Consider the following 14,943-nt stretch of genomic DNA (forward strand, 5'->3'; position numbering starts at 1 on the left):
TATCATTATTATTCACTTAGATTTCTATACAAAGAGGTATTGACAAAATATACTCCCTTCTAACTTGTTACGAATGGTTACCACACTATCTGGCAAGACTGCATCGCCAGACGCCTTGTTACTCTAAATCAGTACAAATGCTGACATACTTAATTCGCTTGCTATTGGATGCACTATTTCAAGTTGCGAGATGCGCCCCTTCATATCTGATCCATACCTAATTTCAGCAACGCGTTTTTTCGCTCTTTCCCTAGGCTTGATCATATCTAATTTCAGTAAGGCCGGTTTTCTCTAACTGCGATCGCTTGGGGAGAATCCTTCAGATACATGATAAAACTGTTGACTCTTCCTATTTCTCTTTGGCACTTATAAATAGGAATTTTCAAGTACAACTCGATATCAGACAATAAAAAAATTACGCAGGAGAGAACCTGCAACCTTTTGGGGGAGCAGGCTGTGAAGGCTCCCCCTCTTTGCTGGTTAGCGTACTCCACTTGACCAAGATATCTTCCAAGGTGTAAGGTTAGTTATCTAGCGCTGCCCTTGTCTAGGTTCCACTACCTTACTGCGTAGCTTTACAGGTCAGATATTTTTTATATCATCAGAGCCAAGATGAAAATTCCAATTTATAGGAACACCACTTATCTCCTGATATCAATTATGGTAGTGGCTGCTATGGTGCGATTGATTCATATCAATCAGCCATTTATTGATAGCTTTAGTTGGCGTCAGTCAAGCACAGCCATGATGGCCGAAAATTTCTATCGCAGAAATGGGAATATCTTCTACCCTGAAGTTAGCTGGGATGGGCCAGGGCCTAGCTATAATGGACGCGAATTTCAAACAGTTACTTATATTACAGCCCTTCTCTATACTGTATTGGGACAGCATGATTGGGTGGGACGCAGCGTCGTTGTCCTGTTTAGCTTGTGGGGAATATTTGCCTTCTATCAGTTAGTTTCTCGTATTTGGGATCGGGATCGCGCTCTTATGAGTGCTGCAATTATCGCAATTTTTCCAGGAAATATATGTCTGGATCGGTCTTTCCTTCCAGACGCGGCAATGGTTGCATTAGTTGTCACAAGTTTCTGGATGCTGATTGCTTACCTACAAACTGACCGCTGGCACTATTTATTGCTTGCCAGCCTGTTTGCAATTTGGGGCTTTTTAACCAAACTACCAGGTTTAATCATTGGCATTCCGATGCTCTATACAATATTTGTTGTCCTGGGTCATCGAGGATTACTGCGCCCGAAAAAGCTGATATTAATTGGAGTAGCTGCCATTTCCATCCTCCTGCCAGTAGCTGCCTATTATTTGTGGGCGAGGCATATTTCTCTCACCTATCCGCCTTACCACTTTGCTGGTAGCGGGAACTGGCTCTGGGATCCTGCTTCACGTGAATGGTGGCAACAAAAATATTTCTTTCCTCAACTATATAATCATATTTATAACTGGCTTTGGACATATCCCATTATGATCCTTGTTGCTATTGGTTTGTTCCTTCCTCCTAATTATAAACTTCCTACCCAGGAATCTGAGGAGCAGTCAAGTAATGTAGCTGTACCAGTACCAGCGATGTTTCATTGGTGGATACTTGCTTTTGCCATTTATTACTTCATTGGTGCTCAAGAACTCGTCCTAAATCCCTCTAACTTAAATATTATCAACCCAGCCGCCGCAGCTCTAGCAGGAAATGGTTTGATAGCACTTGCTTCATTCGCCAAGCGAGTCGGAGGTTCATCTTCAGCATTAGCACTCATAACGGCAATACTACTAATCATTTCTGGAATAGGTTATACACAGTTAAACCTATGGTGCTATTATCCTTGGGCAAAAGAGGGTTACGAACTAGGGATAGCTTTGCAGCAAATAACTCAACCAAGTGACCTTGTTGTTACTCTAGCTAATGCTGGAGGTGGCGATCCCGTCGCTATCTATTATAGTCGCCGACGTGGCTGGGTTTTTCCTCCTGCTATTTATCGGGCTTTCCCTCCTTCGAGTCCTCAAGAGAGCATGAGAAAGAATAGTATTTATTGGAAATATCCCATAACAGATGATAATTTAATTGCCATCTTGGAAGATTTGATTACCAAGGGAGCAGATTGGATGGGAATTGTTAAATATAACAATAATCAAATTGCAAAAGATAACCCTAAATTAGTTGCATACATTCAAAAAACATTGGAACTCTATCAAGAAACACCCAACAGGGTTATTTATCGAATTCCTCCCAAACTTAAAACAACCAAGCGCTAGAACCATGAGACTTTGGGGGCTTCTTTGTCGGGAGTAGATTGTTGAGATGGCATGAGTGAGTGGGGCACTGGACAATCCATATAAGCGGTTGTGCATTTAAACTGTGATACAAGCATTACCCCTGATGGGGTGACAACAAGAGTCAAAACCTTGATAGAATCAAGGACATAGCCATCATACCCCTCTGAAAAATCGTAGTTTATTGCGCCTAATTCCGATTAATGAGCGTAATAATGTCTTGACTTGCCTTCCCTGCCAACTCCCTCCGCTTCGCGGAACCCAACACTGACCATATAATCCAATTCAAAAACTACTAGGGCGACGTGTCGATCGCCCGTATTCAGTTAACTTAGCCACATATTTTAGAATTCCCATTGCCTTGATTTTTTGACCTTGAATCACAGCACAACTTTAAGCAATGCCTATCAATAATATCAAATTGCTGACGGGTTGAGAACCCCGTCAGGGCGCGGCAGTTAAAAAATGGTGTAATTTGTGGTAAATTACTCGCCAAGGCGTTTGTCGCCATCTGCGAGAGGTTTTTTCGCTCCCGATCTCCCAATAATCCGCCTAAATAGTTCCTCAACTCCCGTTTTTGGGCTTGATGACCAAAGATATCGTCAAATCTTTGACACCATTTATCAAAGCAGGGGGGCATCGCGGCGGGGGTCGTCTCTTTCATTGCTCATTCTTTAACGTTATATGCTTGCTCTTCAAGCATTAGAACTCATTTAGCTCGTATTTTTTGTTTAAGTCCCGATAAGTATCTCTTGCCATTATTTAAACCCAGCAATTTCAAACCTTTTCCTGAACATTCTCGCCCAACAAACCCCCAGGCCGAAAAGCCAAAATCACCACCAAAACCCCAAACACCCAAGCATTAGTCCAGCGACTCGACAAATACTGATCGCTCAAAGACGACAGCAACCCAATCAAAACCCCTCCTAACATCGCCCCCACAATATTGCCAATTCCCCCCAAAACCGCCGCCGTAAAAGCCCTCAAACCCGCCGTAAACCCCATCGTAAACACAATAGTATTGTTGTACAAACCAACCAAAATTCCCGCCGAACCCGCCAAAGCTCCACCAATCAAAAAAGTCAGAGCAATAATCTGATCTACATTAATCCCCATAATTTTAGCAGCATCGCGGCTTTGAGCCGTTGCCCGCATCGCCTTTCCCAGACGAGTGTACTGGACAAAAACATGAAGCAAAACCATCAATACCACAGCCACCACCAACACAATTAAATCTTTCGTAGTAAATACAATACTCGTTTGAATTCCCAAAAACTTTAGAATATCAACTCGCGGCAACAAATCGGGAAAGCTTTTCGGAGCCGCCGAATTAGAACCCATCACTGGAATAAAAGCTTTCAATCCTCCCCAAAACAGACCCATATTTTGGAAAATAAAAGAAACTCCAATCGCTGAAATTAAAGGAGCCAAACGGGGAGCATTTCGCAAAGGCCGATAAGCGTACTTTTCCACAACAATATTGAGTCCAGCACAAAATACCGAACATACAATTAAAGCAACTAACATCACCGGTATAGCAATAGCCAAAGGTGCGCCATCTTGCATCCCAAAAGCCCCGAACACGGTTAGGGAAGCAAAAGCACCCAACATATACAAATCGCCGTGAGCAAAATTGATTAACTCAATAATGCCATAAACCATAGTGTAGCCCAAAGCAATAATTGCAATCAGCGCGCCGTTGACCAGACCAACTAATAATTGTTGGATAAAAACTTCAGGATTGCTGACTATTTCTCCAACAATTTTTGGCAGGTCAAATCCTGCGATCGGCCCTAATAGCAAAACTATATAAAATACACCTAGATATAAGAAAATACTTTTCCAGTTCTTCATGTTTTTGAGTAATTGGGAATTGGGCATTGGCCATTAGGAACATTCATTCTACTCGTTTCTAGGCAGATATTAGAAACGCGGATTCGGAGGCTCTACCTCCAATTTTTCGGATCGGAAAGCCCAGCAGACCAAGAGTTACATTGGTTCCTAAGCAGAGCCTAGGAACCAGTTAAAATCACTACTGACAACAGTCAACTGACAACTGACAACTGACTAATTATTCCGTCTTGAGCGCATTCACGAACTCCCACTTGCCACCTTTAACAACATTTCCTGACATTGTAGTCAAGCTCGTGTCGCCGTTGGTGTCAAAACTCCAAGTGCCGAGTACCCCGTTAAAATCTTTAGTTGCCAAGACAGCTTCGCGGATAGCAGCACGGTCATTTTTGCAAACTTTATTAATTGCGCCGATCGCAACTTTAGCAGCTTCATAGGCGTAAGCTGCATAAGCTTCCGGTTCAGCATTATATTTTGCCTTGTAACTTGTGTACCACTTCGCACCCGCACCAGTCAATTCTTGAGGAGGCAAGCCACCAAAAGTAGCGTAAACTCCTTCGGCATCTTTGCCTGCCGCGTCAATTAAAGCTTGCTCTTTAATGCCGTCGGGCCCCATGAACTTAACTGCATCAGGCGTCATTCCGACATTTCTCATGTCTTTAATTATTTGTCCCGCATTGCTTTGAGTAGTGCCTCCAAGGTAAATCATGTCGGGATTTAAAGCTTTGATTTTATTCATTAACGCCTTATAGTCGCTAGCTTTAATATCAATTCCCTCTCTTCCGAGGACTTGAATTCCCAACTTTTTAGAAGTTGCTTCAAAAACATCAGCGATGCCTTTGCCGTAGAGTTCTTGGTCGTCGAGAATGTAGACTTTTTGCACGCCCAAAGACTTCGCCCAGTTGCCAGCTACAGCACCTTGAAGGTCGTCAGCGGGGACAACGCGGGTGAAATTCCGAGTACCAGCGGGATAATAAACGTTGGGTTCTTTGGCTTCGCCTTTTCCTGGTTTAGTCAGTCCCGGATAAGTGTTAGCCGGACTGATCATGACGATGTTAGCTTGGTTGAGCACTGGAATGGAAAGTTTGGCTGCACCGGAGTTATAGTGACCGATGACGGCAACTACCGAACCGTCAGCCACGGCTTTGTTGGAGTTTGACGTTACTTGGGCTGGGTCCCATTTGCCGGCGGCGGCGGTGGCGTCATCATAAACTTCGTATTGGATTTGGATTTTGCCGTCGCAAGCTTTCGAGTTGGTTTCGGCGAGGGCTTGTTGGATGCCGTTGACCATTGTTTGAGCTTGACCCAGGGCGCTGCCTGTCATGGGCAGCATGGAGACAATTTTGACAGTATTTGGGTCGCCGGGGCTGCTGACTGCGACGGGAGTGGCTGCGGGACTGCTTCCGGGGCTGCCTCCGGGAGTTGTGGCGGTGGGTGCTTCAGGATTTTGACAGCTAGCGCACAGAGAGGCTATTCCGGCGGCAAAAAGTAATTTCCGTAATCCTGCGGCGGTGAGATTCTGTGTAGAGTTGATTTTTGGGGGTGTGGCACTTTTGCCGCCTGACTTCTGGGAAAAGTTCATAGGTTGGTTTGTTTGTTGCTTGCGTTTTTGCATATTTTTCACTCTAGTCAGTATGTAGTCAAGAGTTAGCACAAGTTTAAAAAATTTGTGTCAACTCTCAAAGATACACTGCTGCCGCAAGAAGGTCGGGACTTGGGCCATATGTGATATCAATGTCGGCGATATCCAAAGTTTAGACTTGAAAAATGTCTTATTCGCCTGGTTCTGCGTGGTATTGTGCGATCGCAGTTTGGATTTCCTCGGCCGAGACGTTTGCTTGTTCTGATTTCGAGTAAATCAGGTGTAAAACAACCTGAGTCGGTGATTCAACTTGATAAATCAAACGATAGCCACCGCTCTTACCAACTTGGGCATCGCTGTTTTTAGCCCGGACTTTGTAAACGGTGTATGGGGTGCCTGTAATCTGGTTTCCGATGAAGTTTCCTTGGATAATCTGAATCGAGGACGGGCTTAACATCGGTTTGAATTTGGCGATACTTTTTAGCGAGTCCTTTGAGGCGACATTTGAAGAGTGCGGTGAATTTGAGTTGGACTGGCATATCAGACATTGATGCCGTCCCAGAGCTCATCGATGGGGAAGGTTTGTCCCGCTTTGGCTTGGTGGAGGGAGGCTTTCAGGTCAGCGAGGATTTTGTCGTTGGAGTCGGTGTCTGAGTCAAAATCCGAGTCGAAGTCTGGGGCGAGGGCGGTCTGTGTCCGACTGGTCAAAAATTCCAGGAATGTCAGGGTTTACTCTAAAAGCGATTCAGGAGTCCGTTCGATCGCTTCTAGAAGGCGTTGTTTTATCGGCGACATAAGATGACCTCTCAATCTAGCTCCTCTCATCTTATCAGTAAGTCTAGTAAATTTTGTTTGCATCGAAAACTTAAATGTGTCTGGGATGCTCAAGTGTGGTAAATTAGCGGCTGCTATAGCAATGCTTGGATTCTCTGAATTTTGTAGTCTGAGGTTGACTCGCCCATGATTGAGTTACAAGCGGATTTACAATCTCTAGTGAGCGATCGCCTAAAAGTTTCTTTAGATGCGATCGCGCAATTTTGCCAGCGCTGGAACATTGTCGAGTTTGCCCTGTTTGGCGGGCGTGCTGCGGGATGATTTTCGCCCTGATAGCGATGTGGATGTATTAGTTACTTACGAGCCCTCGCACCGCCTCACGCTGTCTCATTTATTGAGTATGCAGGAAGAGATAGAGGATTTATTTCACCGTTCTATAGATTTGGTGGAAAACAAGCAGTTAAAAAATCCCTATCGGCGATCGAACATTTTGAAAACGCATCGAGTGATTTATGCCAGCGAACGATCGGGATAGCGCTTCACTTTGGGACATGGCGCAAGCAATCCGTCGGATTCAACAGTTTACTGCTGATGCTTCTTACGACACTTACCTGGAAAGTGTTTTTATGCAAAGTGCCGTAGAGCGGCAGTTGGGGATTTTGGGCGAAGCAGCTCGCAGAGTTTTGATCGAGTTTCAGCAGTTTCATCCCGAAATTGATTGGCGAAATGCGATTAACTTACACAATATTTTAGTTCACCGTTATGACCAAAGTCCAGGAGCTTCTAGCGAACGAGAAAATCACCTACGACCAAAGCATCTACACACCGATAGTCACATTGTGGGTGATGATATCCCAGGTACTCGCTCCCGACAAAAGTTTGAGTGGGGCCGTGAAGCGGATGAGTACGTGGCTCAGTGCCGCCGGAGTCCAGCCTCCTTCTTCTGATACCGGGGCATACAGTAAAGCTCGTCAGCGACTACCAGATAAACTCGTTCAACAGTTAGTACCCATAGTCGCAGAGGAAGAGAGAAAAGCAAGTTCCCATAGAACAACAATGGTGTGGACGACGGGTGCGGGTACTAGATGGGACAAAAGTGTTGATGAATTATACTGCTGCTAATCAAGCCGAGTATCCGCAACACAGCAATCAAAAAGCTGGGTGTGGATGAACCATCGCTAAAATAGTGGTACTCTTTTGATTGCTCACGCTTGGCTGTGGTATCCGCTGGCATAGCTGACGCAGGTGAGCAGTGAGATTGTGATCAGCCGTTTGATTTATGCAAATTTAGTCCCCGACGATGTGATATTGCCAGAGCAAGCTTAGGGTAATTATGTCGATTTATTTGTGGTGAAACAGCCAGGAGAATATGCTGTTTGCCGTAAAAATCATTTCCGTAAAACTGACTTAAGGGCGGGGAAAAAAGTTGGAAATTGGCGCTCAAAAAGTCGTCGGGAATCAGCCCCAACATTGTCCCAACCCACATGACTTTGGAGGAATTCGAGGCATTGCCGTCTAGTTTCATCGTCCGGAAAGTATGGCGAATTAAGCGCCCTGGCTTCAGAGCTGAGCCTATCATTGTAGTGACAATATTGGTGGATACCAAACGCTATACTGTTGAAAAGTTGACTTGTTTATCTGGGTTTCGTTGGTCAGCAGCAGCAATTAATTGACCCTATCTCAAAACTACGTTAAAAATGGAGATTTTAACAGCTAAAACTCCGGTGATGGTGAGAAAAGAAATCTGGACATACTGATTAGCTTACACTTGATTACGTACCATTATGTGGCAGGCTGTATCTTTGTCAGAAAATACAGTTTTTCAACTCTCATTCCAATCAACTTTCGCAGCAGTTTAATCTGTTATTGATGCTGTTGGCAACTACAGGAAAACGCCAACAGCGACAATGGCGTCAATTACTTTTGGAACAGGTGGCAACTAATTTACTCACGATTCAACCTGAGCGTTCTGAATCTAGTGTTTGGAAACCCAGGCCGAAACCGTATCCTCGAATGCAGGAACCTCCCTCTGTCTTGAAAGCTAAACGGAGGGCGTGATTAAGCCTTTTTCTGTGCCATTGGACTTTAGTCATGATAAAAATCTGAAGACCCAAGTCCTCACTACAAACCCCTTGATTAGAGGTAATTGACCTGAAAGGATATTATCTGTCTTTAGATAGATGTCAAAGAGTAGGAAAATGTGAAATTTTCAATAAAAAGAGAAATTTATCAGTCTTGAGGAAGACTCACTAAATGTATGGGAGATTGCAGCAATTTCTCGCAAACTATAACCAAAGATAGTTTGTTAATGAGTTAGCTTACACTTATTATTTAAACATAAGCCAAAGACCTTTTTGAAAAGATAACTCAGGAATAAATCATGACTAATCGCCAACCAATACCCCCCAAAAAAGAAGTTAGCAAATCAACACCTGCCGACGAACAAATCGAAGCCAATATGGAAGCCCCCCACTACGACAGGGGCATTACTCCTGCTGAGACAGCAGCGCGGCAAGAACGGGAAGGTGCTAACTTCATGCACACAACCACCGAAGGGAAGCAGAAGAGTGCAAAAACTGATGACCAAACCGATGACGAAAGCATTCACACTACAGATGGTTATACAGTAGACAAAGAAGGTCTAGTTAACAATTACGCGATAGAACCGGAAATGTACATCAACGAACCGGGCGATTTGAGAGCAAAAGAAGAAGCCGAAGCTGAAGAACGCGCTCGAATTCTCGCAGAAATCAAAGATAAAAAAGGCGAAGAAGGAAAACTGACAATGGATGCAGACACCCGCGGCAAAGGGCCGGGCATTATCTAGATTGTGTGCTTGGTAGTTGCATTTGGGCGCGCGAGGTTGCAACGGCAAAGCACAGGGGCGGGTTTTTATAGTTCCGGCAATTATCGATCGATATTTCCGGTACGACCCGCCCCTATTTCGTTTTGCACATCTGTTTTTTGAGTTGAGAAGTTACATCGTACATCTCTCAATGACCGTATCAATCGGCAAGTTTTCAGACCCAGCTTAAAAACGCCTTAAAATTGCTTAAGCTTTAACATTTTCCCTCAGCCAATTAAACTTAGCCTCAGCTAGCGCCAAATTTTCCATAACGTTAGGATTGATATCCTCTCGTTCAAATTCTGGTTGATCTAATTCTATATTGCGACCATATTCTATATGTCGGATCGTACCGCGCATTCTGTCTGCCAGACACAGTGAAATTCCATAATAAAACCGGGATGCAAAGCCCATATCGTTTTGAAGTTTGATGACTAACTGCCGCCTAGGAATTGCCAGCAAGTGAGTTTCTTCTATTGCCTTCACCGTTGCCAAAGGAGGGCGAGCATCAATGAAAGAGACTTCTCCCACCAGTTCTCCGCTGGCTATTTTAGCGAGTTCTCTAGTCCGCTCAGCCTCGATTAAAACGCTCAAACTCCCCTTCAAAACAATGTAGAGCGCATCTATCTGTCTCCCTTCATAGATCAAAATCCCGCCCGGATCTAGAACTTCCTTTTTGCCTTTTTGGACGATCCAGTTGATATCGTCATTATTTAACTGGCTCAAAATAAAAAGTGCTTTTTTTCTGCTGCTGTCGGCCATAAGTTTTAGCTCTCGATCGCTTCTTATTTATATAAAATTTAGATGACGCGCGAGCGCAACTTCTTCCGAAGCAGTCCTCGCTTAATACATTTTTTTTATCCTGCCTAACTTCTTCGCAAAACCCATATTGGGCAGGCTTTGCCAATAGCAGATGAATCACGCTGAAACATAATCTCTCAATACTAGCATTTGTTAAACAATCTTTTTTAACTCGATCGACCTCCCCAACATCCCGCGAAATTCCCGTCTCAAAAGCAATGGGGTTAACCCGCCCAGCTTGGCTCCAGGATGGGGCGCGGCAGACAATGCTCCGCGCCCAGTCTTGCTCACTAAATCGATCGCAAATCAGGATACCCGGCCAACATATCGTCAGCAGTCAGAGTGTCCCCGTTGGCTTGAGGAGTCCACAGCACCTCAACCGCCAGCAACTGCTCGCTCGATACTCCCCCAATCTGACGCAAAGCTTGGCGCAAATCTTCAGAGTTTTTCACTGCTGGCAATTGCAATTTACCTTGAGTACCGACAATCACCGTCACCACAATAAATTCCCCAGGATCTGAATTCAAATCAGAAGCAACCAGCGCCCCATTTTCCTGCAAACCTGGCAGGATATTGCTGCTCCCTGCTTGCCGGAGCTGATTGTTATAATTCGAGAGCGTTTCTTCAGTAAATTTGCTGCGTTCTGCCAAAGAAAATTGATTAAACTTAGCTTCGGCTGCTTCCAAGCGAGTTTGCACAGATTCAGCGCCCGCGTAAGCCCAGTATTCAGGATGCCGCAGCAGCGCCAGAGTAGATTCTTGCAGCACTTGAGCGCGACCTGCTGCGGTATCGGTATCCGCTTTTAGCGCTAGGGAGTCGAGTTCGGTCTGCAAACCGCGGGCCTCTGCTAGCAAACCGACTTGCAAGCGGGCGACAGATACCGTGGTAGTGGAGGCGCTGTTGCCGAGTTCGTCAGTTCCGCCCCCGGCGCGGCGGAAGCTTTGGACGAGGAAATTAGCAATCGAGATAAAAATCAAAATCGAGAACAGGCCGCCAAACCCACCCCCAAAGCCAAAAAACGGCAGCAAGAACGGGAAACCGAAGCCACCTCCAAAGCCACCACCCGGATAGTAGCCCCCTCCCGACGGTGCGTAAGTGCGACTAGGAGACGAGTAACTGCGCGCCGGAGCTCCAAAAGATCCGCCCCCGATGCGTCCTCCGCTGCGGGCCGCCAGAGCTCCATCAGCGTTACCGAGGGCTAGCGTCAGTACCAGACCGATCGCAAATAGTGATTTCAAAAGCGGTTTGATCTTTGAAATTAGTTGCTTGTACATAAGACCGTTACTATTCGATACATTTATAATTTACAGTCTATCCTCGCTTCTGGGCAGCCTGGTTATAGGTATGAAGCCAGCGAGATATCCGTACCAACCCATCCAACCACAGTTAGGCCTGAGTCTGCAAACGAGAAACCCTAGAAAGGACTGGCATTCCTGACTACGAACAATGGACATCGCGGGTTTTACAGAAGTTTACTTATGTAAAGGGCGATCTGCCAACAATAAGCTCTAGACTTTTAAAGAAACGCCGCGAGTCCTCAAAAACAGGGCTTTATCTACCGTAAAAAAAACATTATGTTTCCAACTCACCGCCCCCGCCGCCTCCGCAACCATCCCCAACTCCGCCGGATGGTACGCGAAAATATCTTGACAACCAGCGATTTAATTTACCCCCTATTTGCTGTACCGGGGGAAGCTTTTGCTAAAGAAGTCACATCGATGCCGGGAGTTTACCAGCTATCGGTAGACAAAATAGTAGAAGAAGCAAAAGAAGTCTACGACCTCGGCATTCCCGCGATTATTTTATTCGGCATTCCCGCAGATAAAGATACAGACGCAACAGGTGCTTGGCACGATTGTGGCATCGTCCAAAAAGCGACGGAAGCAGTTAAAAAAGCCGTACCAGATTTAATCGTCATGGTCGATACTTGTCTGTGCGAATATACCAGTCACGGTCACTGCGGCTATTTGGAAGTCGGAGATTTAAGCGGCCGCGTCTTGAACGATCCCACACTAGAATTGCTGAAGAAAACCGCAGTAGCTCAAGCTAAAGCCGGTGCAGATATTATCGCACCTTCGGGAATGATGGACGGTTTTGTCGGCGCAATTCGCGAAGGATTGGACAGTGCTGGATTTGAAGATATTCCCATCATGTCTTACGCGGCAAAATACGCCTCAGCTTATTATGGCCCGTTCCGGGATGCTGCAGATTCTGCTCCGCAATTTGGCGATCGGCGCACCTATCAAATGGACCCCGGAAACGGCCGCGAAGCTCTGAAAGAAATTGCTCTCGACATTGCCGAAGGCGCAGATATGCTCATGGTTAAACCGGCTTTAGCTTACATGGACATCATCTGGCGCGTGAAGGAAGCAACTAACCTGCCAGTTGCTGCTTACAACGTTTCTGGGGAATATGCGATGGTGAAAGCCGCCGCCCTCAACGGTTGGATAGATGAAGAAAGAGTAGTGATGGAAACTTTGACAGGATTCAAGCGTGCTGGTTGTGATTTGATTTTGACTTATCACGCCAAAGATGCCGCCCGCTGGCTGCAAAACTGATTCACTTGATTAGAGATTAGAGATTAGAGATTTGACTCCACCGCACAATCTTCGGGTGTTTTCGTGGAGTCAATACCTCTATCGATAGATGGTTTTTGAGCAATTAGGCAAGACACTAGCTATAGCTTACGCTTACCGATACACGACGCATTGAAACCGGGTTTTTACCGTTTCAGTGGGCTGTAACTGAGATATGGCACCATTCTCAGGAACAGGCTTTCCCGCCTGTTCCCCAAGAAAATTCACTCTTTGTGGAACAGGCCGGAAAGCCTGTTCATAAAAAGCTTATTGAGAATGGTGCAACATTTTAGTTGTAACGAAGTATTGCTAGGAAAAAACCCGGTTTCTCTATAGACAAACTCCAAACCCCTAAAAAATCAGTCATTCCCATCTAAAATCTCAAATAGTATGAGTTATAAGTTGGGAATTTTGACTCAAAGACTTTTTTACAAAATTTACCCCAAAAAGTATTAATAATCACCGAAATTAGTTAGAAAATATGTATAACTAAAAATAGTTGTGTAAATGGGAATTCAACCATTGATCATTCCCAAGCAAAATCAACTTTCACTCCTGTAAAACAGTAAAAGTAACACAGTTTAGATACAACTTGAAGGCAGATTGAGCATGACATCAACGACTAGGGATTCCAGTCACATTCAATTTTGTATAGGTCGCGATCGCGCCGACATCGCACAGATCCAAGAACTATTTAAAGCCGCCGCCTTTTGGGCGAGGGAACGCAAGATAGAAGATTGGGAAATTGCGATCGCCAACAGCGAACCAGTTGTTACAGTTTGGGACGGCTCACGGGCGATCGGCTTTGCCAGAGCCACCTCAGATGGGATCTATAGAGCTACCATCTGGGATGTCGCCATTCACCCGGATTACCAAGGTGCAGGACTCGGCCGTAAATTAGTGCAAACCGTCTTGAGTCACCCTCGGATGTGCCGAGTAGAGCGAGTTTACCTGATGACAACTTACAAACAAAGCTTCTACGAGCGCATCGGTTTTCAACAAAACGCTAGCACCACAATGGTACTTGAAAATCAGCTTCTAGAAGAGAATCTCGAATTAGAAATTAGCAACGGCGAATTGCTAACTGCTAATTGTTAAATAATCACCAGATTGGCATCAAAATCTATAATATGTAGGGTGCGTAAGGGCGCACCTTACTCCCTATAAATAATTTCCTTATTTCATCTTCCCTCGAACCTCTTCCCGCCCTCCCTTAAATCTGTTAATTTTTTTGCCCTCTTCCCCACCTCCGTTAGATCCCGTACATTGCGCGTGGCCGAACTTTCTTCATCACAAAGTTGCCAAAGGAATAGAACACTGAGTCCGGTTAAAATTGCACTCTTCGGACTCAGAAGGCACAGCCAGAACCTCCAACTTTCCGCTCATCAAACTTAAAAGAGTCTGATTCATCAATAACCTCATTCCAGAAGACACCTGAGAATTATCGCTGCTCTTAGTAACATCACACTCCAAATCGTGCTTCAGCAAATCCCAAGACTCGCTCCAAGCACTCACGGAACGCTGATCATCCACCCAAATGTGAACGTATCCAGATTCCGGCGAAGCATGGGCAGACACAGAAATACTCCCCTCCTCCATCTGAGCCACAGCAGTATCTACCAAATGGACTAAAACTTGCCTAAACCTCGGCAAATCTGCCAAGACATAAATCTCCGGATCAGGCGGCAATATCTCCAAACGAATGCCGCGATTAGCAGCTTGCAAGTAAGTTAAATCATCAACCTCGTCAAAAACCTTAGCTAACTGAATCGGCTCAATATCCATCCTGTCAGTGCCGTGTTCAGTTTTAGCAACAGAGATAATTTCATCTATCAATTTCACCAGCTTGAGTGCCGCGACGTGAGCTTGCTCGACAAACTCTCGTTCCTCAGCAGGATCGTCGCACAAATCCGAGAGAATTAATTGCAGCGTACCAATCATAGTGCTCAGGGGCGATCGCAACTCGTGAGAAGTTCGAGCCAAAAAACCCGCCTTAAATTGGCTCATCTCCGATGCCATCTGATAAGCCAATTGAGTTTGCTTAAGTTGCTCGGAAAGGGCATCAAACTTCTCTAAGTGAATTTCTTGAGGAGGTGGGGCTACTTTGGGCGCCGGTTCGGGCTGTTGCGAGCTTTTTTGCCGCAGGCGCCAAATCAAACTGCTTCCCAAACCCAGCCCCAGTCCCATACCTAAATATATAAAGTTGCTCCAGCCGATCGGCGCCATATTGCTTTGCC

General features: G+C 45.3%; 13 protein-coding genes and 1 pseudogene. 6 read left to right on the plus strand and 8 right to left on the minus strand.

Translation table 11 applies throughout. From position 1 onward, the window contains the following. Nucleotides 1–612: 612 nt before the first annotated feature. Entirely contained in the window at nucleotides 613–2,259 is a 1,647-nt protein-coding gene (locus QUA90_RS26810) for a glycosyltransferase family 39 protein (RefSeq protein WP_333448400.1), read from the plus strand. Between the two features lie 465 nt (nucleotides 2,260–2,724). On the opposite strand, the pseudogene QUA90_RS26815 reads toward QUA90_RS26810, so the two are convergent. The 5 genes and pseudogenes from QUA90_RS26815 to QUA90_RS26835 form a co-directional block, all read right to left on the minus strand. Continuing rightward, nucleotides 2,725–2,941, minus strand: a pseudogene (locus QUA90_RS26815) (transposase); the annotation flags it as partial. A gap of 113 nt (nucleotides 2,942–3,054) precedes the next feature. Beyond that, a complete protein-coding gene (locus QUA90_RS26820) occupies nucleotides 3,055–4,158 on the minus strand; it encodes a branched-chain amino acid ABC transporter permease (protein WP_333448401.1) in 1,104 nt (367 codons plus the stop codon). Nucleotides 4,159–4,348: 190 nt separating this feature from the next. Continuing rightward, nucleotides 4,349–5,743, minus strand: coding sequence for a branched-chain amino acid ABC transporter substrate-binding protein (locus QUA90_RS26825; RefSeq protein ID WP_333080979.1), 1,395 nt, complete (start codon nucleotides 5,741–5,743; stop codon nucleotides 4,349–4,351). A gap of 157 nt (nucleotides 5,744–5,900) precedes the next feature. Next, nucleotides 5,901–6,167 (minus strand): type II toxin-antitoxin system RelE/ParE family toxin, encoded by a 267-nt coding sequence (locus QUA90_RS26830; RefSeq protein ID WP_333390015.1) that lies wholly within the window; start codon nucleotides 6,165–6,167, stop codon nucleotides 5,901–5,903. A gap of 83 nt (nucleotides 6,168–6,250) precedes the next feature. Next, entirely contained in the window at nucleotides 6,251–6,418 is a 168-nt protein-coding gene (locus tag QUA90_RS26835) for a hypothetical protein (RefSeq protein ID WP_333448402.1), read from the minus strand. A 313-nt stretch (nucleotides 6,419–6,731) separates the two neighbouring features. On the opposite strand from QUA90_RS26835, the gene QUA90_RS26840 reads away from it, so the two are divergent. The 3 genes from QUA90_RS26840 to QUA90_RS26850 all read left to right on the plus strand — a co-directional run bounded on the left by QUA90_RS26840 (nucleotide 6,732) and on the right by QUA90_RS26850 (nucleotide 9,311). Beyond that, nucleotides 6,732–7,019, plus strand: a complete 288-nt coding sequence (locus tag QUA90_RS26840; protein ID WP_333389253.1) for a nucleotidyltransferase domain-containing protein — start codon at nucleotides 6,732–6,734, stop codon at nucleotides 7,017–7,019. After that, nucleotides 6,997–7,431, plus strand: coding sequence for a HepT-like ribonuclease domain-containing protein (locus tag QUA90_RS26845; RefSeq protein ID WP_333324454.1), 435 nt, complete (start codon nucleotides 6,997–6,999; stop codon nucleotides 7,429–7,431). Before QUA90_RS26840 ends, QUA90_RS26845 begins: the two co-directional genes overlap by 23 nt. Before the next feature lie 1,433 nt (nucleotides 7,432–8,864). Beyond that, nucleotides 8,865–9,311, plus strand: coding sequence for a hypothetical protein (locus QUA90_RS26850; protein ID WP_333324447.1), 447 nt, complete (start codon nucleotides 8,865–8,867; stop codon nucleotides 9,309–9,311). A 225-nt stretch (nucleotides 9,312–9,536) separates the two neighbouring features. On the opposite strand, the gene QUA90_RS26855 is transcribed toward QUA90_RS26850, so the two are convergent. Together QUA90_RS26855 and QUA90_RS26860 are read right to left on the minus strand one after the other, a co-directional pair. Continuing rightward, on the minus strand, nucleotides 9,537–10,091 hold the full coding sequence (locus QUA90_RS26855) for a cyclic nucleotide-binding domain-containing protein (RefSeq protein WP_333448403.1): 555 nt from the start codon (nucleotides 10,089–10,091) through the stop codon (nucleotides 9,537–9,539). A gap of 329 nt (nucleotides 10,092–10,420) precedes the next feature. Next, the gene (locus QUA90_RS26860) at nucleotides 10,421–11,404 is read right to left on the minus strand and encodes a DUF1517 domain-containing protein (protein ID WP_333324444.1); all 984 of its coding nucleotides are present in this window, start codon (nucleotides 11,402–11,404) and stop codon (nucleotides 10,421–10,423) included. 300 nt (nucleotides 11,405–11,704) lie between these two features. Here QUA90_RS26860 and hemB point away from each other — a divergent pair, with 300 nt between their 5' ends. Both hemB and QUA90_RS26870 read left to right on the plus strand, forming a co-directional pair. Next, nucleotides 11,705–12,688 carry a porphobilinogen synthase gene (gene hemB, locus QUA90_RS26865; protein ID WP_333324442.1) on the plus strand — a complete coding sequence of 328 codons (984 nt, stop codon included), beginning with the start codon at nucleotides 11,705–11,707 and terminating at the stop codon, nucleotides 12,686–12,688. Between the two features lie 627 nt (nucleotides 12,689–13,315). Then, nucleotides 13,316–13,804 carry a GNAT family N-acetyltransferase gene (locus tag QUA90_RS26870; RefSeq protein ID WP_190656314.1) on the plus strand — a complete coding sequence of 163 codons (489 nt, stop codon included), beginning with the start codon at nucleotides 13,316–13,318 and terminating at the stop codon, nucleotides 13,802–13,804. 192 nt (nucleotides 13,805–13,996) lie between these two features. Here QUA90_RS26870 and QUA90_RS26875 read toward each other — a convergent pair whose 3' ends face one another. Then, on the minus strand, nucleotides 13,997–14,932 hold the full coding sequence (locus QUA90_RS26875) for a HAMP domain-containing sensor histidine kinase (protein ID WP_333324439.1): 936 nt from the start codon (nucleotides 14,930–14,932) through the stop codon (nucleotides 13,997–13,999). Nucleotides 14,933–14,943 lie beyond the last annotated feature (11 nt).

It is taken from the genome of Microcoleus sp. D3_18_C4, assembly GCF_036702355.1.
Classification (GTDB): Bacteria; Cyanobacteriota; Cyanobacteriia; order Cyanobacteriales; family Microcoleaceae; genus Microcoleus.